23 protein-coding genes and 1 pseudogene are annotated in these 24564 nt (G+C 45.1%); 21 read left to right on the top strand and 3 right to left on the bottom strand.

All coding sequences use genetic code 11. From position 1 onward, the window contains the following. The 16 genes from mnmE (at nt 1) to glmU (ending at nt 15207) form a co-directional block, all read left to right on the top strand. Nucleotides 1-1362, top strand: a complete 1362-nt coding sequence (mnmE, locus tag QTN95_RS09550; protein ID WP_269378262.1) for a tRNA uridine-5-carboxymethylaminomethyl(34) synthesis GTPase MnmE — start codon at nt 1-3, stop codon at nt 1360-1362. Nucleotides 1363-1414: 52 nt separating this feature from the next. Beyond that, complete coding sequence (gene mioC / locus QTN95_RS09545; RefSeq protein WP_331417314.1) at nt 1415-1849, top strand: FMN-binding protein MioC; 435 nt, start codon at nt 1415-1417, stop codon at nt 1847-1849. 478 nt (nt 1850-2327) lie between these two features. Continuing rightward, complete coding sequence (mnmG, locus tag QTN95_RS09540) at nt 2328-4223, top strand: tRNA uridine-5-carboxymethylaminomethyl(34) synthesis enzyme MnmG (protein WP_331417313.1); 1896 nt, start codon at nt 2328-2330, stop codon at nt 4221-4223. Then, nucleotides 4223-4855: a 16S rRNA (guanine(527)-N(7))-methyltransferase RsmG gene (gene rsmG / locus QTN95_RS09535; protein WP_138972873.1), complete on the top strand. Its 633-nt coding sequence runs from the start codon at nt 4223-4225 to the stop codon at nt 4853-4855. Before mnmG ends, rsmG begins: the two co-directional genes overlap by 1 nt. A gap of 14 nt (nt 4856-4869) precedes the next feature. After that, nucleotides 4870-5643, top strand: coding sequence for a ParA family protein (locus QTN95_RS09530; protein ID WP_138972874.1), 774 nt, complete (start codon nt 4870-4872; stop codon nt 5641-5643). A 24-nt stretch (nt 5644-5667) separates the two neighbouring features. Continuing rightward, complete coding sequence (locus QTN95_RS09525) at nt 5668-6549, top strand: ParB/RepB/Spo0J family partition protein (protein ID WP_331417312.1); 882 nt, start codon at nt 5668-5670, stop codon at nt 6547-6549. A gap of 186 nt (nt 6550-6735) precedes the next feature. Further along, entirely contained in the window at nt 6736-7125 is a 390-nt protein-coding gene (locus QTN95_RS09520; RefSeq protein ID WP_239928256.1) for a F0F1 ATP synthase subunit I, read from the top strand. An 8-nt stretch (nt 7126-7133) separates the two neighbouring features. Further along, the gene (gene atpB, locus QTN95_RS09515) at nt 7134-7946 is read left to right on the top strand and encodes a F0F1 ATP synthase subunit A (protein WP_006879253.1); all 813 of its coding nucleotides are present in this window, start codon (nt 7134-7136) and stop codon (nt 7944-7946) included. Between the two features lie 59 nt (nt 7947-8005). After that, nucleotides 8006-8260 carry a F0F1 ATP synthase subunit C gene (gene atpE, locus QTN95_RS09510; RefSeq protein ID WP_002540812.1) on the top strand — a complete coding sequence of 85 codons (255 nt, stop codon included), beginning with the start codon at nt 8006-8008 and terminating at the stop codon, nt 8258-8260. A gap of 72 nt (nt 8261-8332) precedes the next feature. After that, nucleotides 8333-8803, top strand: a complete 471-nt coding sequence (gene atpF, locus QTN95_RS09505) for a F0F1 ATP synthase subunit B (RefSeq protein WP_331417311.1) — start codon at nt 8333-8335, stop codon at nt 8801-8803. Nucleotides 8804-8817: 14 nt separating this feature from the next. Beyond that, entirely contained in the window at nt 8818-9351 is a 534-nt protein-coding gene (gene atpH / locus QTN95_RS09500; protein ID WP_269378252.1) for a F0F1 ATP synthase subunit delta, read from the top strand. A gap of 13 nt (nt 9352-9364) precedes the next feature. Further along, nucleotides 9365-10906: a F0F1 ATP synthase subunit alpha gene (gene atpA / locus QTN95_RS09495; protein WP_331417310.1), complete on the top strand. Its 1542-nt coding sequence runs from the start codon at nt 9365-9367 to the stop codon at nt 10904-10906. 43 nt (nt 10907-10949) lie between these two features. Further along, on the top strand, nt 10950-11816 hold the full coding sequence (atpG, locus tag QTN95_RS09490; protein ID WP_269378249.1) for a F0F1 ATP synthase subunit gamma: 867 nt from the start codon (nt 10950-10952) through the stop codon (nt 11814-11816). A gap of 35 nt (nt 11817-11851) precedes the next feature. Then, nucleotides 11852-13255: a F0F1 ATP synthase subunit beta gene (atpD, locus tag QTN95_RS09485; protein ID WP_269378248.1), complete on the top strand. Its 1404-nt coding sequence runs from the start codon at nt 11852-11854 to the stop codon at nt 13253-13255. 18 nt (nt 13256-13273) lie between these two features. After that, the gene (locus QTN95_RS09480; RefSeq protein ID WP_006879261.1) at nt 13274-13696 is read left to right on the top strand and encodes a F0F1 ATP synthase subunit epsilon; all 423 of its coding nucleotides are present in this window, start codon (nt 13274-13276) and stop codon (nt 13694-13696) included. A gap of 149 nt (nt 13697-13845) precedes the next feature. Then, nucleotides 13846-15207 (top strand): bifunctional UDP-N-acetylglucosamine diphosphorylase/glucosamine-1-phosphate N-acetyltransferase GlmU, encoded by a 1362-nt coding sequence (gene glmU / locus QTN95_RS09475; RefSeq protein ID WP_331417309.1) that lies wholly within the window; start codon nt 13846-13848, stop codon nt 15205-15207. 62 nt (nt 15208-15269) lie between these two features. Here glmU and QTN95_RS09470 read toward each other — a convergent pair whose 3' ends face one another. After that, nucleotides 15270-16010, bottom strand: a complete 741-nt coding sequence (locus QTN95_RS09470; RefSeq protein ID WP_331417308.1) for an amino acid ABC transporter permease — start codon at nt 16008-16010, stop codon at nt 15270-15272. Between the two features lie 93 nt (nt 16011-16103). Between QTN95_RS09470 and QTN95_RS09465 the strand changes: the two genes are divergently transcribed. Both QTN95_RS09465 and punR read left to right on the top strand, forming a co-directional pair. Beyond that, complete coding sequence (locus QTN95_RS09465) at nt 16104-16880, top strand: transporter substrate-binding domain-containing protein (protein ID WP_331417307.1); 777 nt, start codon at nt 16104-16106, stop codon at nt 16878-16880. 91 nt (nt 16881-16971) lie between these two features. Next, nucleotides 16972-17793 (top strand): annotated as a pseudogene (gene punR, locus QTN95_RS09460) (DNA-binding transcriptional activator PunR); the annotation flags it as partial. A 52-nt stretch (nt 17794-17845) separates the two neighbouring features. Here the strand turns inward: punR and fadA are convergent. Together fadA and fadB are read right to left on the bottom strand one after the other, a co-directional pair. Next, nucleotides 17846-19021, bottom strand: a complete 1176-nt coding sequence (gene fadA / locus QTN95_RS09455) for an acetyl-CoA C-acyltransferase FadA (protein ID WP_331417306.1) — start codon at nt 19019-19021, stop codon at nt 17846-17848. A 14-nt stretch (nt 19022-19035) separates the two neighbouring features. Continuing rightward, the gene (fadB, locus tag QTN95_RS09450) at nt 19036-21207 is read right to left on the bottom strand and encodes a fatty acid oxidation complex subunit alpha FadB (RefSeq protein ID WP_331417305.1); all 2172 of its coding nucleotides are present in this window, start codon (nt 21205-21207) and stop codon (nt 19036-19038) included. A gap of 272 nt (nt 21208-21479) precedes the next feature. Between fadB and QTN95_RS09445 the strand changes: the two genes are divergently transcribed. From QTN95_RS09445 to hemG, 3 genes are read left to right on the top strand one after another with little or no spacing between them, the layout of a single operon-like run. Next, nucleotides 21480-22103: a YigZ family protein gene (locus QTN95_RS09445; protein WP_138972887.1), complete on the top strand. Its 624-nt coding sequence runs from the start codon at nt 21480-21482 to the stop codon at nt 22101-22103. A gap of 45 nt (nt 22104-22148) precedes the next feature. Further along, nucleotides 22149-23606 carry a TrkH family potassium uptake protein gene (locus QTN95_RS09440; protein ID WP_331417304.1) on the top strand — a complete coding sequence of 486 codons (1458 nt, stop codon included), beginning with the start codon at nt 22149-22151 and terminating at the stop codon, nt 23604-23606. A 9-nt stretch (nt 23607-23615) separates the two neighbouring features. Beyond that, the gene (gene hemG, locus QTN95_RS09435; RefSeq protein WP_331417303.1) at nt 23616-24143 is read left to right on the top strand and encodes a menaquinone-dependent protoporphyrinogen IX dehydrogenase; all 528 of its coding nucleotides are present in this window, start codon (nt 23616-23618) and stop codon (nt 24141-24143) included. Nucleotides 24144-24564: the final 421 nt, after the last annotated feature.

The raw sequence follows: 24564 nt of genomic DNA, 5'->3' as shown, positions 1-24564 counted from the left end.
ATGACAACTGATACCATTGTTGCTCAAGCAACCGCCCCTGGTCGTGGTGGCGTCGGCATTATTCGAGTATCCGGCCCATTGGCATCAAAGGTTGCGCTGGAAATTACCGGCAAAGAACTTCGTCCTCGATACGCGGAATACCTGCCATTTACTGCCGAAGATGGTAGCCAACTTGATCAAGGTATTGCGCTGTTTTTCCCAAATCCCCACTCGTTTACCGGAGAAGATGTATTAGAACTTCAGGGGCATGGTGGCCCAGTCGTTATGGATATGCTGATCAAACGTATCCTAAAAATATCAGGGATACGAACAGCACGTCCTGGTGAGTTCTCTGAACGCGCCTTTCTCAACGATAAGCTAGACCTAGCACAAGCAGAAGCCATCGCTGACCTTATTGATGCAAGTTCAGAAGAAGCAGCAAAATCAGCGTTACAGTCGCTTCAAGGCGCATTCTCGTCACGAATCAACACATTAGTCGAATCTTTGATTCACTTGCGTATCTATGTTGAGGCTGCAATTGACTTCCCAGAAGAAGAGATAGACTTCTTAGCTGATGGCAAAGTTGCTGCCGACTTACAAACGATTATCGACAATCTTGCTGCGGTCCGTAAAGAAGCCAATCAAGGTGCGATCATGCGAGAAGGGATGAAAGTTGTCATTGCAGGCCGACCAAATGCGGGGAAATCAAGCTTACTCAATGCACTCTCAGGTAAAGAATCCGCCATCGTAACGGACATTGCCGGTACCACGCGTGACGTGCTTCGAGAGCACATTCATATCGATGGTATGCCTCTTCATATCATCGATACAGCAGGTCTACGTGACGCATCTGATGAGGTAGAGAAAATCGGTATTGAACGAGCATGGGAAGAGATTAGTCAAGCTGATCGCGTACTGTTTATGGTGGATGGTACGACAACCGATGCCACCGATCCGATCGAGATCTGGCCAGATTTTGTCGATCGTTTACCAAGCAATATTGGTATGACGGTGATCCGCAATAAAGCCGATCAAACGGGTGAGGAACTGGGTATATGTCATGTCAATGATCCTACTCTTATTCGCCTATCAGCCAAAACAGGAGCGGGTGTTGAATCTCTGCGCACACACCTCAAAGAGTGTATGGGCTTTGCTGGTGGGCATGAGGGAGGCTTTATGGCTCGACGTCGCCACCTAGAAGCACTAGACAGAGCCGCTGAACACTTGGACATAGGCCAGCAGCAACTAGAGGGTTACATGGCCGGAGAAATCTTAGCTGAAGAGCTACGCATCACCCAGCAGCATCTCAGTGAGATCACTGGCGAGTTTAGTTCTGATGACCTACTCGGTCGTATTTTCTCTTCTTTCTGTATCGGTAAATAACATCAAGCGCGGCTCCACCAGCCGCGTTTTTCGTCATTAAAAAGGAACATTCATGATCCATATTATTACAGGCAGCACGCTAGGTGGCGCAGAATACGTAGGTGACCACCTCAGTGATATCTTAGTTGAGAATGGCTTCGAAACTCAGGTCCATAACCAACCAGAGCTATCTGAGATAGAGAATCAAGGTACTTGGCTGATTATCACGTCGACTCATGGTGCGGGTGAATATCCAGATAATATCCTTCCATTTATTCAAGCGCTACAAGATACCCCACCTAAAATGAGTGAAGTGAAGTTTGCGACAATCGCGATTGGGGACTCAAGTTATGACACCTTCTGTGCCGCAGGTTTGCATGCCCACCAACTTCTTGAAGACATAGGCGCAACGGCTATTACTGATTGTTTAACCATCGATGTACTCAGTCATGATGTGCCTGAAGATGCAGCAGAAGAATGGCTGAATGAGCTAATTCCGCAACTGTAATCGCTAACAAAGTGGCCATTCTCAAGGCCACTTTTCCTATCTACTACTGCTTTGTGAATAACTTTTCTTACTTCCCCGTGTACTGTTTGCTCATATTTTAGCCACTCAGGCTGTGGATAAAGTTAGATCTATCCGGTGATTAACCTATAGTTATCCCAATAACAACTCTGATCCTTTTTTACCCCTGTGAATAACCATCATTTTTGATCCCAGCTAATCCTCGATCTGATCAAGGTAAGATCACATGATATGATCCAAAAAAGATCTATGATCTTGTTGATCATTTCTGAGTTATCCACAGAAGAGGCCGATCTTAATAATAGATCTAATAAAAGATCATATATATAGATCTTATATATATAAGTGATTTGCTCCTTTGTATGAAAAGAGTCAAAAGCATTTTCTCTCTCGTTGAAAGAAGGTAGAATAACGCTCTTTTTCTCTATCCAACTCTCTATTGAATATCTGAGGTCGGTTCATGCTTTATCACGAAAAATTTGACGTCATTGTTGTGGGTGGCGGTCACGCAGGAACGGAAGCCGCACTCGCATCTGCTCGTACTGGGCAAAAGACGCTTTTACTCACGCACAACATCGATACACTTGGCCAAATGTCATGTAACCCAGCGATTGGTGGCATCGGTAAAGGCCACTTAGTGAAAGAGGTTGATGCTATGGGTGGCCTAATGGCCGAAGCGATCGATCATGCGGGTATTCAATTTAGAACACTTAACGCATCTAAAGGCCCTGCGGTACGTGCAACTCGCGCTCAAGCAGACCGCGCGTTATACAAAGCGTACGTCCGTCGCACACTCGAAAATGCACCAAATTTGACGTTGTTCCAACAGTCGGTTGATGATCTGATCGTAGAACAGGATCAAGTGGTCGGTGTCGTGACACAAATGGGTCTTCGCTTTCAAGCCAAAGCGGTTGTGCTGACAGTAGGAACATTCCTCGGTGGTAAGATCCACATCGGTATGGAAAGTTCGTCAGGTGGTCGTGCTGGAGATCCACCATCGATCGCCCTTGCTGATCGTCTTCGTGAAATGCCATTCCGAGTAGACCGACTAAAAACGGGGACACCTCCACGTATTGATGCCCGTAGTGTCGATTTTTCAGAGTTAGAAGTTCAGCATGGTGATAACCCTGCGCCTGTTTTCTCATTCATGGGGAATCGCTCGCAGCATCCACGTCAGATCCCATGTTACATCACGCATACTAACGAACAGACGCACGACGTTATTCGTAATAACCTAGATCGCAGCCCAATGTACGCTGGTGTTATTGAAGGTATTGGACCTCGTTACTGCCCTTCAATTGAAGACAAAGTGATGCGTTTTGCCGATAAGAACAGCCACCAAATCTTTATCGAACCTGAAGGTCTTGATACTCATGAGTTGTATCCAAATGGTATTTCGACAAGTTTACCATTTGATGTTCAGGTACAAATTGTTCGTTCAATGAAAGGTTTTGAAAATGCTCATATCGTTCGCCCAGGCTACGCTATTGAGTATGATTTCTTTGACCCTCGTGATTTGAAACAGACTTACGAAACCAAATTTATTAATGGTCTGTTCTTTGCTGGCCAAATCAATGGTACGACAGGCTACGAAGAAGCGGCAGCACAAGGCTTGATGGCTGGTCTTAACGCGAGTTTGTACAGTCAGGACAAAGAAGGCTGGAGCCCTCGTCGTGATCAGGCATACATGGGCGTGCTTATTGACGACCTATCGACGATGGGAACGAAAGAACCTTACCGTATGTTCACTTCTCGTGCCGAATATCGTCTGCTATTGCGTGAAGATAACGCGGATTTACGTTTGACTGCCCAAGCTCGAGATTTAGGTTTAATTGATGATGTTCGTTGGGCTCGCTTCAACCAAAAAATCGACAATATGGAGACAGAACGTCAGCGTCTAAAAGAGATTTGGATGAATCCTAATTCTACAGGTGTTGATGCTCTTAATGATCTTTTGAAAACACCAATGGCTCGTGAAGCGAGTGGTGAAGATCTTCTTCGTCGTCCAGAGATCAGTTATTCGCAACTGACAGAATTGGAAGCGTTCGCTCCGGCGCTTGAGGATCAACAAGCTGCTGAACAAGTGGAAATACAAGTTAAGTACGAAGGCTACATCAAACGTCAGCAAGAAGAGATTGAGAAATCTCTTCGTCATGAGCACACTAAGCTTCCTGTTGATCTTGATTACCGTTCTGTTAAAGGTTTATCTAATGAAGTTGTTGCTAAATTAAGCGAAGCCAAACCAGAAACCTTAGGCATTGCCTCTCGTATTTCTGGCATTACGCCTGCGGCAATTTCGATTTTGCTGGTTCATTTGAAAAAGCATGGCATGCTGAAAAAAGGTGAGGAAGAGTAATGTCTCAATTACGCACTCAACTCGACTCGCTAATCGCTCAAACGACGCTTGAAGTTTCAGAGCAGCAACGTGATCAACTCGTCGGCTACGTTGAAATGCTCAACAAGTGGAACAAAGCTTACAACCTAACATCTGTTCGAGATCCACAAGAGATGCTTATTAAGCATATTATGGACAGTATTGTTGTTAGTACTCACTTACAAGGTAGTTCCTTTATTGACGTAGGTACCGGCCCTGGTTTGCCTGGTATTCCTTTGTCGATAATGAACCCAGACAAACAATTCGTGCTACTTGATAGCCTTGGTAAGCGCATCCGCTTTATCAAGCAGGTTCTGCATGAACTTAAAATTGAAAATGTGACTCCGGTTCAAAGTCGAGTTGAAGAGTATCAACCTGAAGAGCTGTTTGATGCTGTACTGAGCCGAGCATTTGCATCGATGACCGATATGGTTGAGTGGTGTCATCATCTGCCAAAAACGGATGGCGGGTGTTTTCTTGCTCTGAAAGGACAATTACCACAGAGTGAGATTGAACAGCTACCTGAGTGGTGTTCTGTGACCGACATCAAAGCTTTGAGCGTTCCTCAATTGGAAGGTGAGCGTCATCTAGTAATCTTATCGCGCAAGGAATAAAAGCGAGGTTCATTGTGGGAAAAATTGTAGCAATCGCCAACCAGAAAGGCGGGGTTGGTAAGACAACAACATGTATCAACCTAGCCGCATCGATGGCCGCGACCAAACGTAAGGTCTTGGTGATTGATCTCGACCCGCAAGGCAATGCCACTATGGCTAGTGGCGTCGACAAGTATCAGGTCGATGCCACAGCGTACGAACTCTTAGTTGAAGAAGTTCCGTTTGACGAAGTTGTATGCCGTAAAACCTCGGGCAATTATGACTTAATTGCTGCGAATGGCGATGTGACGGCCGCTGAAATCAAGCTGATGGAAGTCTTTGCTCGTGAAGTTCGTTTAAAGCATGCGTTGGCATCAGTTCGCGATAACTATGATTTCATCTTTATCGATTGTCCTCCTTCTCTAAACCTTCTTACAATCAACGCTATGGCCGCAGCTGATTCGGTTTTGGTTCCAATGCAGTGCGAGTATTTTGCACTAGAAGGTTTAACCGCATTAATGGATACGATTAGCAAGTTGGCAGCTGTTGTTAACGAGAATCTAAAAATTGAAGGGTTGTTGCGCACTATGTATGACCCTCGCAACAGGCTATCAAACGAAGTATCTGATCAACTTAAAAAGCACTTTGGCAACAAGGTGTACCGCACTGTTATTCCTCGCAATGTTCGCTTAGCAGAAGCGCCAAGTCATGGTAAGCCTGCTATGTATTACGACAAATACTCTGCGGGTGCAAAAGCTTACCTAGCCTTGGCGGGAGAGATGCTTCGCCGCGAAGAAGTCCCTGCATAACGACAACCAAAGGAATCCCGTCTCATGTCTAAACGTGGTTTAGGTAAAGGGCTTGATGCCCTGCTTTCAACCAGCTCACTAGCGCGCGAAAAGCAAATGAGTGCCTTACATAGCCAAGAGCTTTCATCGGATGGCAATCTGACTGATTTGAATATTAACTCCCTGAAACCTGGCGTTTATCAACCACGTAAAGAGATGGAGCCAGAAGCTCTGGAAGAACTCGCCGCTTCAATCGAGTCTCAAGGAATTATTCAGCCTATCGTTGTGCGTCAGGTTCAAGGCGATAAGTTCGAGATTATTGCTGGTGAGCGTCGTTGGCGAGCTGCCCGTAAAGCCGGTTTAAAACAAGTGCCGTGTGTGGTGAAAAATGTCGACGATCGCGCAGCAATCGCAATGGCATTGATCGAAAATATTCAGCGCGAAGATCTGAATGTTATCGAAGAAGCGGTGGCATTAGATCGTCTTCAGGAAGAGTTTAATCTTACTCACCAGCAAGTTGCGGACGTTATTGGCAAATCTCGTGCTGCGGTGAGTAACTTATTACGTCTAAATCAGCTCGAAAATGACGTAAAGAGTTTGGTTTCGAACCGCCAACTGGATATGGGGCATGCTAGAGCCTTGTTGGCGCTAGAAGGTGAGCAGCAAGTAGACATTGCTCAACTGGTCGCAAAGAAGAAAATGACGGTTCGTCAGACAGAGCAATTAGTTAAAAAGTGCTTACAGCCAGAGCCTGAAGCGAAAAATGAGCCGCAAGACTCTGAAGCACAACAAATGTCACAAAAATTGAGTGAAATGCTTGGTGGTAAAGTGGTAATTGTGAGAGGCAGTAACGGCAAGTCGAAAGTAACGATTCGTCTTGATGAACCTCACAAATTAGAGCAACTAATTGCCAAGCTCGAAAGCTAAATGAGATAATTGATCTCAGTCAATATATGTAAAAACGAATTTTTGTGCGAAAGTTGTCGGTTTGTAAACAAAATTGTAACTTTTTGCGGTGTTTTAATTGCAATCAGTTTGGCTCACCGTATAATTTTCGCCAATTTCCCAGCCCAGAGGTAGTTAAGCTGTGGATTTTACTAGAGGTACGAATACATGGTAGCTGCGTTAGCTAGACCAGGACGAGAGCTTGCAAAGCAATTGTTAATGATCCAGCTTAGCGCGGTTACACTATTGGCAGCAGGAATGGCAGTTGCTGTGAATGCTGAATGGGGACTTTCAGCGCTGATTGGTGGTGGCATATTTGTTATTGCTAATGCGGTATTTGCGCTGTGTGCTTTTATGTTTAGCGGAGCTCGCGCTGCAAAGCGTATCGCGGCCTCTTTCTACACAGGCGAAGTACTTAAAATCCTCATTACGGTGGTTCTTTTTACCGTTGCCTACATGTATATGCAGGTGGAACTTGTTCCCCTAAAGCTAACCTATTTGCTGGCTCTAGGTATTAATATCTGTGCGCCAGTGCTATTCATTAACAACAAAAAATAGGATGAGTTATGGCTGCGCCAGGTGAAGCGCTAACGTCATCCGGATACATTGCCCACCACTTATCAAACCTTTCTTTAGCTAAGTTAGGATTGGTAGCGGATGAAGCAAGTTTCTGGAACGTACATATCGATAGCCTGTTTTTTTCTTGGTTTACTGGTTTAATCTTCTTAGGAATTTTTTACAAAGTAGCGAAGAGAACTACAGCGGGTGTACCGGGTAAGCTTCAGTGTTTTGTTGAAATGATCGTTGAATTTGTCGCGGAAAACGTCAAAGACACGTTCCATGGACGCAACCCACTGATCGCGCCTTTAGCACTGACTATCTTTTGTTGGGTATTTTTGATGAACGTGATGGACTTAGTTCCGATCGACTTCTTACCTTACCCAGCAGAGCATTGGCTTGGTATTCCTTACCTTAAGGTTGTACCGTCAGCTGATGTTAATATCACCATGGCTATGGCTCTAGGCGTTTTTGCTCTGATGATTTACTACAGCATCAAAGTGAAAGGTCTAGGTGGATTCGCAAAAGAACTTGCTTTACATCCATTTAATCACCCAGTGATGATTCCGTTTAACCTACTAATTGAAGTTGTATCGCTACTAGCGAAACCTCTATCACTTGGTATGCGTCTATTCGGTAACATGTTTGCAGGTGAGGTTGTATTCATTCTTTGTGCGGCAATGCTACCATGGTACTTACAATGGATGGGTTCACTACCGTGGGCAATCTTCCATATCTTGGTTATTACGATTCAGGCTTTCGTGTTCATGATGTTGACAATTGTTTACCTGTCAATGGCACACGAAGACAGTGATCATTAATTTTATTTTAAAAGCTTTTTATTTGGGCACTAGCCAACAACTATAAATTGGAGATAGTAATGGAAACTTTACTGAGCTTTTCTGCAATCGCCGTAGGTATTATCGTCGGTCTTGCTTCTCTTGGTACAGCGATTGGTTTCGCACTTCTAGGCGGTAAATTCCTTGAAGGTGCTGCACGTCAACCAGAAATGGCTCCTATGCTACAAGTTAAGATGTTCATCATCGCTGGTCTACTTGATGCGGTTCCTATGATCGGTATCGTAATCGCACTTCTATTCACTTTCGCGAACCCATTCGTTGGTCAACTAGGTTAATCACTTTTAACTGTGGGCAAACTATGGTTTGTCGTTGATTAACACTAAGTCCGAATAGAAGGGGTAGCTGTTGTGAATATGAACGCAACTCTGCTAGGTCAAGCAATCTCGTTTGCACTATTTGTGTGGTTCTGCATGAAGTATGTATGGCCACCATTGATGCAAGCGATTGAAGAACGTCAGAAGAAAATCGCTGACGGTCTACAAGCAGCTGAACGTGCTGCTAAAGACTTGGGTCTAGCACAAGCAAACGCTTCTGAGCAGTTGAAAGAAGCGAAGCGCACAGCAACTGAGATCATCGAGCAAGCGAACAAGCGTAAAGCTCAAATTCTAGATGAAGCTCGTGAGGAAGCTCAGACTGAACGTCAGAAAATCCTTACTCAAGCAGAAGCTGAACTTGAAGCCGAACGCAACCGTGCGCGTGATGAACTGCGCAAACAAGTTGCAACTCTGGCTGTAGCTGGTGCTGAGAAAATCCTTGAGCGTGCTATCGATAAAGATGCGCAAAAAGATATTCTCGACAACATTACTGCAAAACTTTAAGTCTGGGGGCGCATATGTCTGATTTGACTACAATCGCACGCCCCTATGCTAAAGCAGCCTTCGACTTTGCGGTAGATAAAGGCCAACTAGACCAATGGGGTCAAATGTTGTCTTTTGCTGCTGAAGTCGCTAAGAACGAACAAATGAAAGAGCTCTTAACGGGTTCTGTTTCAGCAGACAAACTTGCTGAAATATTTGTTGCAGTTTGCGGCGAACAAGTTGATGCGCATGGTCAGAACCTTTTGAAGGTAATGGCCGAGAATGGTCGCCTAGCGGCCCTTCCTGATGTATGTAAGCAGTTTATTGCTCTTAAAAAAGAGCATGAGAAGGAAATTGATGTGGAAGTTATTTCTGCATCTGAACTTTCTGATGAACAACTTGCAAATATCAGCAGCAAACTTGAGCAGCGCCTTGAGCGCAAAGTAAAGCTGAATTGCAGTGTAGATGAGACCCTACTTGGTGGGGTTATAATTCGAGCCGGAGACTTAGTCATCGATAATTCAGCGCGTGGTCGTTTGAACCGCCTGAGCGATGCATTGCAGTCTTAATGGGGATTGGAGCATGCAACTTAATTCCACGGAAATTAGCGATCTAATCAAACAACGTATCGAGTCATTCGATGTTGTTAGTGAAGCTCGCAACGAAGGTACTATCGTATCGGTAAGCGATGGTATCATCCGCATTCACGGCCTAGCGGACGTGATGCAAGGTGAAATGATTGAATTACCGGGTGGCCGTTATGCACTAGCACTTAACCTTGAGCGTGACTCGGTTGGTGCGGTAGTAATGGGTCCATATGCTGACCTTAAGGAAGGCATGAAAGTTACAGGTACTGGTCGTATTCTTGAAGTACCAGTTGGTCCTGAATTGCTTGGCCGTGTTGTAAACACGCTAGGTGAGCCAATTGATGGTAAAGGTCCAATCGAAGCGAAACTGTCTTCGCCTGTAGAAGTAATCGCACCAGGTGTAATCGACCGTAAATCGGTAGACCAACCTGTGCAAACTGGTTACAAATCTGTTGACTCAATGATCCCAATCGGTCGTGGTCAGCGTGAGCTAGTAATCGGTGACCGTCAGACTGGTAAAACAGCGATGGCGATCGATGCGATTATCAACCAGAAAAACTCTGGTATTTTCTCAATCTACGTAGCAATCGGTCAGAAAGCATCGACTATTGCTAACGTGGTTCGCAAACTGGAAGAGCACGGCGCGCTAGCTAACACTATCGTTGTTGTTGCATCTGCTTCTGAATCTGCAGCGCTACAATACCTAGCGCCATACGCAGGTTGTGCGATGGGTGAATACTTCCGCGATCGCGGTGAAGATGCACTGATTGTTTATGATGATCTATCTAAGCAAGCGGTAGCTTACCGTCAGATCTCTCTACTACTAAAACGTCCACCAGGCCGTGAGGCATTCCCAGGTGACGTATTCTACTTACACTCGCGTCTACTAGAGCGTGCAGCTCGTGTAAACGAAGCGTATGTAGAGCGTTTCACTAACGGTGAAGTGAAAGGTAAGACTGGTTCTTTAACTGCTCTACCTATCATTGAAACTCAAGCAGGTGACGTTTCAGCATTCGTACCGACTAACGTAATCTCGATTACCGATGGTCAGATCTTCCTACAAACTGAGCTATTCAACGCAGGTGTACGTCCAGCTGTTGACCCAGGTATCTCAGTATCTCGTGTAGGTGGTTCAGCGCAGACGAAAATCATCAAGAAGCTATCAGGCGGTATCCGTACTGCACTAGCTCAGTACCGTGAACTAGCAGCGTTTGCTCAGTTCTCTTCTGACCTTGATGAAGCTACGAAGAAACAGCTAGACCACGGTCAAAAAGTTACAGAACTAATGAAGCAGAAGCAGTACGCTCCAATGTCTGTATTTGACCAAGCGCTAGTAATCTTCGCTGCAGAGCGTGGCTATTTAGCAGATGTTGAACTAAGTAAACTGCTAGATTTCGAATCGGCTCTACTATCGTACGCTCGCGGTCAATACGCTGATTTCGCAGCTGAGATCGACAAGACGGGTGCATACAACGATGAAGTTGAAGCTCAGCTTAAGAAGCTGACTGATGACTTCGTGGCAACCCAAACTTGGTAATAGGTCGGTGGCAGTCTCTGCCACCAACTAATGGAGAGTAACGATGGCCGGCGCAAAAGAGATACGTAATAAAATCGGTAGTGTTAAAAGCACGCAGAAAATTACGAAAGCGATGGAAATGGTAGCAGCTTCAAAAATGCGTCGTTGTCAAGACGCAATGGAAGCTTCTCGTCCATACGCTGAAACAATGCGTAAAGTGATCGGTCACGTAGCAAACGCGAATCTAGAGTACCGTCATCCGTACCTAGAAGAGCGCGAAGCGAAGCGAGTTGGTTACATCATCGTTTCTACAGACCGTGGCCTGTGTGGTGGTTTGAACATTAACGTGTTCAAGAAAGCAATCACCGATATGCAGGCTTGGAAAGAGAAAGGTGCTGAAGTTGAACTAGCACTTGTTGGTTCTAAAGCGACATCCTTTTTCAACAACAGTGGCGCTAAAGTAGCTGCTCAAGTTTCAGGCCTAGGTGATCAACCTAGCCTAGAAGACTTAATCGGTTCTGTAAGCGTAATGCTAAAGAAATACGATGAAGGTGAATTGGACCGTCTGTATGTTGTTTTCAACAAGTTTGTGAACACCATGGTTCAACAACCAACGATCGATCAATTGCTACCTTTGCCTAAATCAGACAGCAAAGAGATGCAGCGTGAGCATTCATGGGACTACATCTATGAGCCTGAACCAAAACCTCTACTCGATACACTTCTAGTGCGTTACGTAGAGTCTCAGGTATACCAAGGTGTTGTTGAGAACCTTGCTTGTGAGCAAGCGGCTCGAATGATTGCAATGAAGGCTGCAACCGATAATGCAACAAACCTGATTGAAGACTTAGAACTTGTGTACAACAAAGCCCGTCAGGCTGCGATTACACAAGAACTGTCTGAAATCGTTGGTGGTGCAGCTGCGGTTTAAGCATAGGTAAAACGAAATAGTTTAGAGGATTAACGATGGCTACAGGTAAGATCGTACAGATCATCGGTGCGGTAGTCGACGTAGAGTTCCCACAGAGCGAAGTACCTAGTGTATATGACGCTCTAAACGTTACTGAATCAAAAGAGCGTCTAGTTCTTGAGGTTCAACAACAGCTAGGCGGTGGCGTAGTTCGTTGTATCGTTATGGGTAGCTCTGATGGTTTACGTCGTGGAGTTGAAGTTGTAAACACTGGCGCTCCAATTTCAGTACCAGTAGGTACTAAGACCCTAGGTCGTATCATGAACGTACTTGGTGATGCGATTGACGAGCGTGGTGAAATCGGTGCAGAAGAGTCTTACTCTATTCACCGTGAAGCACCAAGCTACGAAGAGCAATCTAACGAGACTGCTCTACTAGAAACTGGCGTTAAAGTAATCGACCTAGTTTGTCCATTCGCTAAGGGTGGTAAAATCGGTCTATTCGGTGGTGCTGGTGTAGGTAAGACCGTTAACATGATGGAACTTATCAACAACATCGCACTACAACACTCAGGTCTATCTGTATTCGCAGGTGTAGGTGAGCGTACTCGTGAGGGTAACGACTTCTACTTCGAAATGCAGGAAGCAGGCGTTGTAAACGTTGAGAAGCCAGAAGAATCAAAAGTAGCGATGGTTTACGGCCAGATGAACGAGCCACCAGGCAACCGTCTACGTGTTGCACTGACTGGTCTAACAATGGCAGAGCGTTTCCGTGACGAAGGTCGTGACGTTCTACTGTTCGTTGATAACATCTACCGTTACACGCTAGCAGGTACTGAGGTATCAGCACTTCTAGGCCGTATGCCTTCTGCGGTAGGTTACCAGCCTACTCTAGCAGAAGAGATGGGTGTTCTTCAGGAGCGTATCACGTCAACTAAGCAAGGTTCTATCACGTCTGTACAGGCAGTATACGTACCAGCGGATGACTTGACTGACCCGTCTCCAGCAACAACGTTCGCGCACTTAGATGCAACGGTTGTACTTAACCGTAACATCGCTGCAATGGGTCTATACCCAGCGATCGACCCACTAGATTCGACTTCTCGTCAGCTAGACCCGCTAGTAGTTGGTCAAGAGCACTACGACATTGCTCGTGGCGTTCAGTCTACTCTACAGCGCTACAAAGAGCTGAAGGATATCATTGCGATTCTAGGTATGGACGAGCTATCTGAATCAGATAAGCAAGTTGTATCTCGTGCACGTAAGATTGAGCGTTTCCTAACTCAGCCTTACCACGTAGCGGAAGTATTTACTGGCGACCCAGGTGTTTACGTACCTCTTAAAGAGACTCTACGTGGCTTCAAAGGTCTACTAGCTGGTGATTACGATGACATTCCAGAGCAAGCGTTCATGTACTGCGGTACGATTGACGATGCTATCGAGAATGCGAAGAAGCTATAAGGCTAACTAGGAGGCGATATGGCAGCAATAACCTTTCACCTAGACGTTGTTAGCGCAGAGAAGAAAATCTTCTCTGGCCTAGTTGAAACGTTTCAGGTGACCGGTAGCGAAGGTGAGCTTGGTATTTTCCACGGCCACACACCGCTGCTGACCGCTATAAAGCCTGGTATGGTGCGTATTGTTAAACAGCACGGCCACGAAGAAATTATTTATGTTTCTGGTGGTATGGTAGAAGTTCAGCCTGGTACAGCGACTGTACTGGCTGATACCGCTATCCGTGGTGAAGAGCTAGACGCAGCGAAGGCAGAAGAAGCGAAACGTCGTGCTGAGGAGAATATCCAGAACCAGCATGGCGATATGGACTTCGCTCAAGCGGCCAGTGAACTGGCTAAAGCCATTGCTCAGCTACGAGTTATCGAGCTGACAAAACAGCGTCGTTAATCGACAACGTTGTTTTAAGTGATAAAGGCGGTCGTAAGACCGCCTTTTTGCTTATTTTTTAACGTAAATTTTTCCTAATCAATTAACTAATTACCGATTAGTGTCTAAAATACCCCTCAGATTTAGAATAACGTCCAACAGGTAACTCAATGAAATTTAGCGCGGTCATTCTCGCAGCGGGTAAAGGTACTCGCATGTATTCTAATAAGCCTAAAGTGCTGCACACCTTGGCAGGTAAGCCAATGGTCAAGCACGTTATAGATACCTGTAACAGTTTAGGTGCGCAAAATATTCATTTGGTTTACGGCCATGGCGGCGATCAAATGCAGGCTGAGCTTGCAAGCGAGTCAGTTAACTGGATCTTACAAGCTGAGCAATTGGGGACAGGGCATGCGGTTGATCAAGCCTCTCCACACTTTGAAGATGAAGAAAAGATCTTAGTTCTTTACGGTGATGTCCCTCTTATCTCTGAAGAGACCATTGAAAGTCTGCTTGATGCTCAACCAACAGGAGGTATTGCCCTTTTGACGGTCGTGCTTGATAACCCTATGGGGTATGGTCGAATTGTTCGTCGCAACGGTCCTGTTGTCGCGATTGTTGAGCAGAAAGATGCAACAGAAGAGCAGAAGCTAATTAAAGAGATCAATACCGGTGTAATGGTAGCAACTGGTGGTGATCTTAAGCGTTGGTTATCTGGGCTAAATAATAACAACGCTCAGGGTGAATACTACCTTACAGACGTTATTGCTGCTGCGCATGATGAAGGTCGTGCAGTTGAAGCTGTTCATCCTGTAAACCCTATCGAAGTTGAAGGGGTGAATGATCGTGCACAGTTGGCTCGTTTGGAGCGAGCTTTCCAATCTATGCAAGCTCGTAAGTTGTTAGAGCAGGGTGTTATGCTGCGTGACCCAGCACGATTTGATCTGCGTGGTGAGCTGCAATGTGGTATGGACTGTGAAATCGATGCTAACGTCATTATCGAAGGTAACGTCTCACTGGGTGATAACGTCATTATCGGTGCGGGTTGTGTCCTTAAAGATTGTGAAATCGACGACAACACCATTGTTCGCCCTTACAGTGTGATTGAAGGTGCAACGGTGGGTGAAGAGTGTACGGTTGGTCCATTTACCCGTTTGCGCCCAGGTGCAGAACTGCGTAACGATGCGCACGTTGGCAACTTTGTTGAAGTGAAAAACGCTCGTATTGGTGAAGGTTCCAAAGCCAATCACCTAACGTACCTTGGTGATGCTGAAATTGGTCAGGGAACAAATATCGGTGCTGGTGTGATTACTTGTAACTACGATGGCGCAAACAAATTCAAAACAGTTATCGGTAATGATGTGTTTGTGGGTTCAGACTGTCAGCTGGTGGCGCCTGTAACGATTGCAGATGGTGCAACGATTGGTGCTGGAACGACGTTGACGAAAGACGTGTCAGAAGGCGAGTTAGTCATCACTCGAGCTAAAGAACGTAAAATTTCTGGTTGGCAACGTCCGGTTAAGAAAAAATAACCAATACCGCTAACTCAATGTGAAAGCCGCTATTTTTAGCGGCTTTTTTGTTTGTCTAACTACTAATGACTTGGCACTTGAATGCGCTTTTCTAACCAACGGACTGCTTGTGAAACAATCAGTATCAGCACTAAATATTCTATGACCAGAAATGTATAGATTTCTAAAGGTAAGTACTCATTAACCACCAGTTCATTGGCACGACGAGTTAAATCGCTAAGACCAATAACACTGACCAGTGAACTCATTTTGAGAATATAAACGAACTGATTGCCAAGTGGAGGTAGGATTTGTCTAAAAGCTTGCGGAAGAATCACGAAACGCATTTTCTGCCAATAGTTGAGCCCTAGCGCTTCGGCCGCTTCATGTTGTCCACGATTTATCGCTTGAATCCCACCTCTAAATACTTCCGCCATAAATGCGCTTTCCGCAATAGTAAGCGCGATAACACCCGCCCAGAAGTGATTTAGAGTGACATCTAACAAGGTCGGCATTCCATAGTAAACCCAAAGCAGTAGTACCAACACTGGTATAGAGCGAACCGATTCTACGTAGATTCGATTGAGCATTCTTAGAGGCTTTAGTGGAGAGAGTGCCGGTAATGAAACTAAGAAGCCTAAGGTCATCGCCAGTAACATACTGAGCAACGAAACCTGAATCGTATCGCTAAATCCAGCGACGAGAAACTTGAGGTTCGTTTGACCTTGTGACGTTGTTGGATCCAATACATACCAGCCCCATTGATAGTCTGAGCAGCCGGTTAGGAGTAGAGCGGAAACAATCGATAAATAACGAGAAGTCACATTACACCTTGTATTGACTAATAATATTCCTTTGTAGCTGCTATGTTATCAAATGAACCGACGTTAAGCTTAATAAACTTAGGGATTAATATAATGAAGAAATACATCTTAGCACTTGGAATGTGCTTATTGTCTGTTGGTCAGGTTATGGCGGAAACAAGTCGATTGCAGGAAATCCTTGATAAGGGGATTTTACGGGTTGGTACCACAGGCGATTGGAATCCAATGACGATGAAAGATCCTGCGACCAACAGTTATCGAGGATTTGATATCGACGTAACGACAGAATTGGCTAAAGATTTGGGCGTGGAAATAGAGTATGTGGCTACGGATTGGAAGACCTTAGTCAATGGTATTACAGCCAATAAATATGATATTACGGGGAGTGCCTCACTGAATATGTCTCGAGCTAAAGTCGCTGGTTACAGTCAACCATATTTTTACCTGGCTTTTGTTCCTGTCGTACAGAAAAAAGATTTAGAGAAATTTTCTGATTGGAGTGATTTTGATAAAGCGGACGTGAAAGTGGCGGCGACCTTGGGCACAGTACAAGAGAAGATGGTCAAAGAGTTCTTTCCAACTGCGCAGCATATTGTCATCGAAGCACCGGCAAGGGATTTTCAGGAGCTCTTGGCACGTCGAGCCGATGTCTCTGTGACTTCAAATGTGGAAGCGGCAACCTTGGTGGAAAAATTCCAACAGTTAGCGATTGTACCAGTAAAAGAACCACGTAAACCGACACCCATCGCCATGCTACTCCCTCAAAATGACCAGGTGTGGATTAATTATATTAATCACTGGGTAGAACTGAAAAAAACACAAGGTTTCTTCAAGCGCACTGCTGAAAAGTGGGGCCTAAAAAGTTTGTAACTACTTACTATAAAAAGAGCCGCTTAGTGAAGCTGCTCCTTTTTGTTATCGATTACTCGTCACTCACAACTCGAGCATTATCGGGAGTAGTAAAGTGCCTTCGGCGATTAGTTATGGTGTTCGCCAAGTAGAGCAGGAGCTAGATGTTGTTCTGTTCCGCCGTTTACCGAGAAAAGTAGAGCTCACGCCCGCGGGGGAGCTCTTTATCGCTGAGGCACGTATGCTTCTTAGACAGATGGCGGAGATTCAGTCTCAAACGCGTCGAGTTGCTCATGGTTGGCAGTCAACACTCAAGTTAACCTTAGACAACGTAGTCAAACTCGATAAGCTCAAGCCCTTAGTCGAAAGCTTTTACCAAGAATTCGAATTTGCCGAACTGCAAATCAACATGGAAGTGTTTAATGGTTCATGGGAGGCGATAGCCCAAGAGCGAGCAGATATTGTGATTGGTGCGACGTCTGCGATACCAGTTGGCGGTGATTTTGAGGTTAGAGATATGGGAGTGCTTGATTGGGCATTTGTTATGTCTCCAGCCCATCCTTGTGTGAGGGAACAATACTTATCTGAGGAGTTTGTTAGTCAGTTCCCTGCAATTTGTCTTGATGATACTTCGAGCGTGTTACCCAAGCGTCATACCGGGCATTACCCTAAACAGCGTCGCTTATTGCTACCTAACTGGTACAGTGCTATCGAATGTTTGAAAAATGGCGTCGGAGTGGGTTATATGCCTCGTCATATCGCCATGCCGTTAATCCACGAAGGTGTGCTGGTGGAGAAGACATTGCCTGATGAAAAGCCCCTGAGTCAGTGTTGCCTTGTATGGCGAAAAGATGATAACCATAAGCTGATCCAATGGATGATCGATTACTTAGGATCATCGAACCAATTGCACCAAGATTGGTTGAAGTATTGATCAAATAAAAAACGCCAGCTTCAGCTGGCGTTTTTGATCTTTTCGGTTGATGTTACGGACGCTCAAATACAGTAGCGATACCTTGACCAAGACCGATACACATAGTTGCTAGACCATACTTAGCGTCTTTAGCTTCCATTAGGTTGATCAGAGTCGTTGAAATACGCGCGCCAGAACAGCCTAATGGGTGACCAAGTGCAATAGCACCGCCGTTAAGGTTTACTTTTTCATCCATCACATCAAGCAAGCCGAGATCTTTCGCACATGGAAGAGACTGAGCCGCAAACGCTTCGTTCAGTTCCACGACATCAATATCTTCAATCGTTAAGCCTGCTCGTTTGAGAGCTTTATGAGTAGCAGGGACAGGACCGTATCCCATAATCGAAGGATCGCAACCTGCAATCGCCATACCTTTAATGCGTGCACGGATAGTTAAGCCCAACTCGTTCGCTTTCTCTTCGCTCATGATCAGCATTGCTGAAGCGCCGTCTGATAGAGCAGAAGAAGTACCAGCGGTCACAGTGCCGTTGGCTGGATCAAAGACAGGGCGAAGTTGAGAGAGACCTTCTACCGATGTTTCAGGACGAATCACCTCGTCATGATCGAGAGTAAACAGAGTACCATCAGCGGCATGTCCCTCAGTTGGTAGAATTTCATTCTTAAAACGACCTTCTAGGGTTGCTGCGTGTGCACGAGCATGTGAACGCGCTGCAAACTCGTCTTGCTGCTCTCGGCTAATACCATGGAGTTTACCAAGCATTTCAGCTGTTAAACCCATCATACCAGCGGCTTTGGCGACGTTCTTAGACATACCTGGGTGGAAGTCAACGCCGTGGTTCATTGGTACGTGGCCCATATGCTCGACACCACCAATTAGGCAGATTTCGGCATCACCCGTCATGATAGCGCGCGCGCCATCGTGCAAAGCTTGCATTGATGAACCACATAAGCGGTTAACAGTGACTGCACCAATTTCAATCGGCAACCCAGCTAGCAGAGCGGCGTTACGTGCAACGTTGAAACCTTGCTCCAGAGTTTGTTGTACACAACCCCAGTAAATATCTTCAATCTCGCTCGGGTTAACCTGAGGGTTACGCGCCAAAATTCCTTTCATTAGATGTGCAGAGAGATCTTCAGCTCGAGTATGACGGAAAGCACCACCTTTAGAGCGACCCATTGGAGTGCGTAGACAATCTACAATTACAACATTTCTTTTATGCATAGACATTTGAGAATCTCTCCTTAGATTGAACCTTGCTGTTGAGTGCCGTAGAAAGTTTCACCCTTAGCTGCCATATCGATAAGTAACTGAGGAGCTTGATACATTGCACCTAGATCAGCGTACTTCTTGGTCATTTCGACAAACTCAGCAATGCCGATGCTGTCTAGGTAGCGGAATACACCGCCACGGAACGGAGGGAAGCCTAGTCCGTAAACTAAAGCCATATCGGCTTCTTGTGGTGAAGCAATGATGTTTTCTTGTAGACACAGAACAACTTCATTGATCATAGGTACCATCATACGTTCAACAATGGTCTGGTCATCAAACTCATTTGGCGCGCTGCACACATCAGCAAGTACAGGTAAGATATCTTCACTGAAAGTTTTCTTTGGCTTACCGCGTTTATCTACACTGTAGCTGTAGAAACCGTTGCCGTTTTTCTGGCCGTATTTATCTGCTTCGAACAGAGCATCAATCGCGTCACGCTCAGATTTCCCCATTCTTTCAGGGAAGCCTTGTGCCATAACCGCTTGAGCATGGTGAGCTGTATCAATACCAACCACATCAAGTAAGTATGCAGGGCCCATTGGCCAGCCAAACTGACGTTCCATGATCTTGTCAATTTTAGTGAAGTCTGCACCGTCACTAAGGAGCTTGCTGAAGCCTCCAAAGTATGGGAATAGAACACGGTTGACAAAGAACCCAGGGCAGTCATTAACAACAATTGGAGATTTACCCATCTTCGCAGCGTAAGCCACGACACGGTTGATGGTTTCATCTGAGGTATGCTCGCCGCGAATGATCTCAACCAGTGGCATTCTGTGCACTGGGTTAAAGAAGTGCATACCACAGAAGTTTTCTGGACGTTTTAATGATTTCGCTAATAGATTGATTGGAATTGTCGAAGTGTTTGACGTGATAACTGTGTCATCGTTGACGTAAGATTCTACTTCACTGAGCACCGCCGCTTTCACTTTAGGGTTTTCTACCACCGCTTCAACAATAACTTCAGAGTTTTCGATCCCTGCGTAATGTAGGCTCGGCGTGATTGAAGCAAGAATTCCCGCCATTTTGAAACCATCGATGCGGCCACGTGAAAGACTCTTATTCAATAGTTTGGAGGCTTCATTCATACCTAGGTCGAGTGATGGTTGAGCGATGTCTTTCATTAAGACAGGCACGCCTTTCAACGCAGATTGATAAGCGATACCACCACCCATGATGCCAGCCCCAAGTACTGCCGCGCGTTGGGTATCTTTGTTGGCTGACTTAGCGGCTTTTTTCGCGATACCTTTAATATACTGATCGTTGAGGAATAGCCCGACCAGAGATTTTGCTTCTTCAGACTTAGCCAGCTTAACAAAGTAGCGGCGCTCAACATCCAGAGCTTCATTTCGAGCTAAGCGAGCGCCTTCTTCGATTGTCTTCACCGCCGTCATTGGTGCTGGATAATGTGGCCCAGCTTTTTGTGCGACTAGACCTTTTGCCATCGTGAAGCTCATCATTGACTCGAGCTTGCTCAATGAAAGAGCCGAGGTTTTTTGTTTACGGCGCTCTTTCCAATCTAGCTTTTCATTGATCGCTTGCGTCAGTGTCGTAATCGCTGATTCATATAGTGAGTCTGTTTCTACAATCGCATCTAACAAGCCTATTTTTAGTGCTTCGTCTGCTCGGCAAGCTTTACCCTGAGTAATCACTTCCATAGCGCTGTCAGCACCGATAACGCGAGGAAGACGAACACAGCCACCAAAACCAGGCATGATGCCGAGTCTTGTTTCGGGTAAACCTATGCTGGTGGTCTTATCACCGATACGGATATCGGTAGCGAGTACACACTCACATCCACCACCCAAAGTGTGGCCTTTAAGCACTGATAGCGTTGGTACAGGTAGATCTTCAAGCTTGTTGAAAATGCTGTTTGCAAATTGTAGCCACTGATCGAGTTCAGCTTCAGGTTTAGCAAATAGACCTAAAAATTCAGTGATATCAGCACCAACAATAAATGCCTCTTTATCTGAGGTCAGTAACAGGCCTTTTAGAGAGCTGTGGGCATACAAGGCGTCTAGTGCTTTATCCAGTGATTCAAGAGTGGCAAGGTCGAGCTTGTTGACGGAAGCTGGAGCACAGAAGCTCAGTTCAGCGATTCCGTCTTGTAATTCCTTTACCTGTAGGTTTTTGGCTTGGTAAATCATTGTCTATCTCCATGACATACAATCTTGGATTGCGTGTATAGCTGCTAAAAGTCGGCACAAATAACTCGTGTGCTTTCAGTGAGCCGCTATAAAGGAAAGTGGTTTTATTTTTATTCTGGTTAGACCAGTTATTTTAGTTTGGACTCGCCAATGGCTAAATTCAATACATTTTTTAAACAAGTGTTTAACATTGTGCGCTTGAACATATCTTAGGCGGCGTTCAAATTGCTCTCATGCTAAACTGGCGAGACGATCTCAAATGAACTGATGACATGAATGACCAACCCTATTTAATCCCAGAACAAGCCGTCATATTCGAAGAAGAGATAAAGAAAAGTGTTTTTATTACTTATCTTGCTCACACACCTTCAATTGAAGTCGCTAAAACGTTCGTTGAGCAGATCAAAGCCAAACATGCTGATGCACGCCATAATTGTTGGGGATTTGTCGCTGGTCGCCCCGAAGATTCGATGAAGTGGGGGTTTAGTGATGATGGTGAACCGTCAGGAACGGCAGGGAAACCAATCTTGGCTCAACTGTCTGGATCTGGCGTTGGTGAAATAACCGCAGTAGTTACGCGTTATTCAGGAGGAATTAAGCTGGGCACAGGCGGATTAGTAAAAGCTTATGGTGGTGGGGTACAACAAGCTCTCAAGCTGCTTCAAACAATTGAGAAAAAAATAACCACTGAGCTATTACTAGAGTTAGACTATGGGTTTATGCCGATCGCTCAATCTATTCTCCCGCAATTCGGAGCACAAGAGGTAAGCGCGGAATATAGTGAATCGGTTAAAATGCTGGTCGAGATAGAAGTTCGTCAGGTGAAGGACTTTACCCAAACCATCATTAATAAAAGCGCTGCCAAGGTAAAGATAACGCCTTTGGACAAATTATAAGATAATCAGGAAGTCGGAAGCTACGCTTCATACATCAATCTATTCATGCAATTTCGATCAATTATCCGCATCGTAGGGCTTCTTCTCGCCCTTTTCAGCATTACTATGCTCGCTCCTGCGTTAGTCGCGCTGATCTATCGCGATGGTGCAGGTGTTCCTTTTGTCACAACTTTTTTTGTACTGTTGTTTTGTGGTGCTGTTTGTTGGTTCCCTAACCGTCATCATAAACACGAATTAAAGGCTCGTGATGGTTTTTTGATAGTCGTCTTGTTCTGGACGGTACTCGGTAGCGCAGGTTCTATTCCATTCTTAATTGCTGACAATCCCAACGTGTCAGTAACGGATGCTTTTTTTGAATCCTTCTCTGCACTGACGACGACTGGTGCTACCGTGATCGTTGGCTTAGATGATCTGCCGAAAGCTATCCTATTCTATCGTCAGTTCCTCCAATGGTTTGGTGGGATGGGTATCATCGTATTAGCCGTGGCGATTCTACCTGTGCTAGGTATCGGTGGTATGCAGCTGTATCGAGCTGAAATTCCAGGCCCAGTCAAAGATTCAAAAATGACACCAAGAATCGCAGAAACGGCAAAAGCACTCTGGTACATATACTTGAGTTTAACCATCGCTTGTGCTGCGGCATTTTGGTTTGCCGGAATGACACCATTTGATGCGATAGGTCATAGTTTTTCTACCATTGCTATTGGTGGTTTTTCTACTCATGACGCCAGTATGGGGCACTTCAATAGCTATGCGATCAATATGATTACCGTCGTATTCTTACTGATCTCTGCGTGTAACTATTCCCTCCACTTTGCAGCGTTTGCATCTGGTGGTGTACACCCTAAATACTATTGGAAAGATCCCGAGTTCAGAGCTTTTGTCTTTATACAAATACTGCTGTTTGTCGTGTGTTTCTTGATCTTATTGAACCATCACACCTATGACTCTATATATGATGTGTTTGATCAGGCCTTGTTTCAGACTGTCTCTATCTCAACCACGGCTGGATTTACAACAACAGGATTTGCGGATTGGCCGCTATTTTTACCAGTACTACTTCTTTTTTCGTCATTTATCGGTGGTTGTGCGGGCTCAACGGGTGGTGGCATGAAAGTTATTCGTATCCTTTTGCTAACACTCCAAGGGGTTCGCGAGCTAAAACGTCTTGTCCACCCACGTGCAGTCTATACCATCAAGGTTGGTGGTAGCGCTCTGCCACAAAGAGTCGTTGATGCTGTATGGGGATTCTTCTCTGCATACGCGCTAGTGTTTGTCGTCTGCATGTTAGGGCTGATTGCGACAGGTATGGACGAGTTAAGCGCATTCTCCGCTGTCGCTGCAACATTGAACAACTTAGGTCCTGGCCTTGGAGAAGTCGCGCTCCACTTTGGAGATGTGAATGATAAAGCCAAATGGGTGCTGATCGTCTCTATGCTATTTGGACGTTTAGAAATATTCACCCTATTAATATTACTTACGCCTACTTTCTGGCGTAGCTAAGGAGAGAGTGTGGCCAAAGCATTATTCCTTTACTCAACTAGTGAAGGTCAAACCAAAAAAATCTTTCATCATATAAGAGAGCAACTCTCAGACTACGAATGTGACTTTGTTGACCTTCATACGACAGAACGTGTCGACTTTGAACAGTATGAGCGAGTACTAGTAGGGGCATCGATAAGATATGGGCATCTTAACAAGAAGCTATACCAGTTTATCGAGAGCAACCTACCCGCGTTGCAATCGAGTAGATCTGCCTTTTTTTGTGTGAACCTGACCGCCAGAAAAGAAGACCAAGGTAAAGATACGCCAGAAGGCAGTGCTTATATAAAGACGTTTCTCAAGAAATCTTCTTGGCAACCCGAGTTAATTGGTGTGTTTGCTGGTGCGCTCTATTACCCTCGTTACAACTGGTTTGATCGAACCATGATTAAATTCATAATGAGTATGACAGGCGGAGAAACCGAAACCAGCAAGGAAGTAGAATATACTAACTGGGAAAAGGTCACTCTTTTTGCCAATAAGTTTAAAAATATGTAAACAAAAGGGCGGTTTTTACCACTTTTAGATCGAAAATTAATCGAACAGCAAAAAAGTCAGAAAAAACACAAAAAAGGGGTTGCCAAGTTTATTCCGATCTCTATAATGCCCCCTTCGCTGACACGGGAACAGTTCGAAGCTAAGGTTTCGAAAGAATGAAAGCCCAGTTAGCAGGTCACTTAGCCAAGTGGAAACGCTTGAAAAAAGTTTGAAAAAAGTGGTTGACACTAAACTTTAACTCGCTAAAATGACCGCCTCTTCCGAAGTGATGTTGGTCACAAAGAAGGGGAGCTCTTTAACAATATAAACCTATCAATCTGTGTGGGCACTCGTTGATGATAATCCAATTAGAAATTTCTCTAAATAAAGAGGGGTTTCAAATTAGGTTTCAATGAAACGAAGTGACCAAACGAGACTTCTT

This window comes from Vibrio sp. M260112 (assembly GCF_036533775.1).
In the GTDB taxonomy this organism is placed as follows: domain Bacteria; phylum Pseudomonadota; class Gammaproteobacteria; order Enterobacterales; family Vibrionaceae; genus Vibrio.
This window is presented reverse-complemented; position numbering and strand designations above follow the sequence as displayed.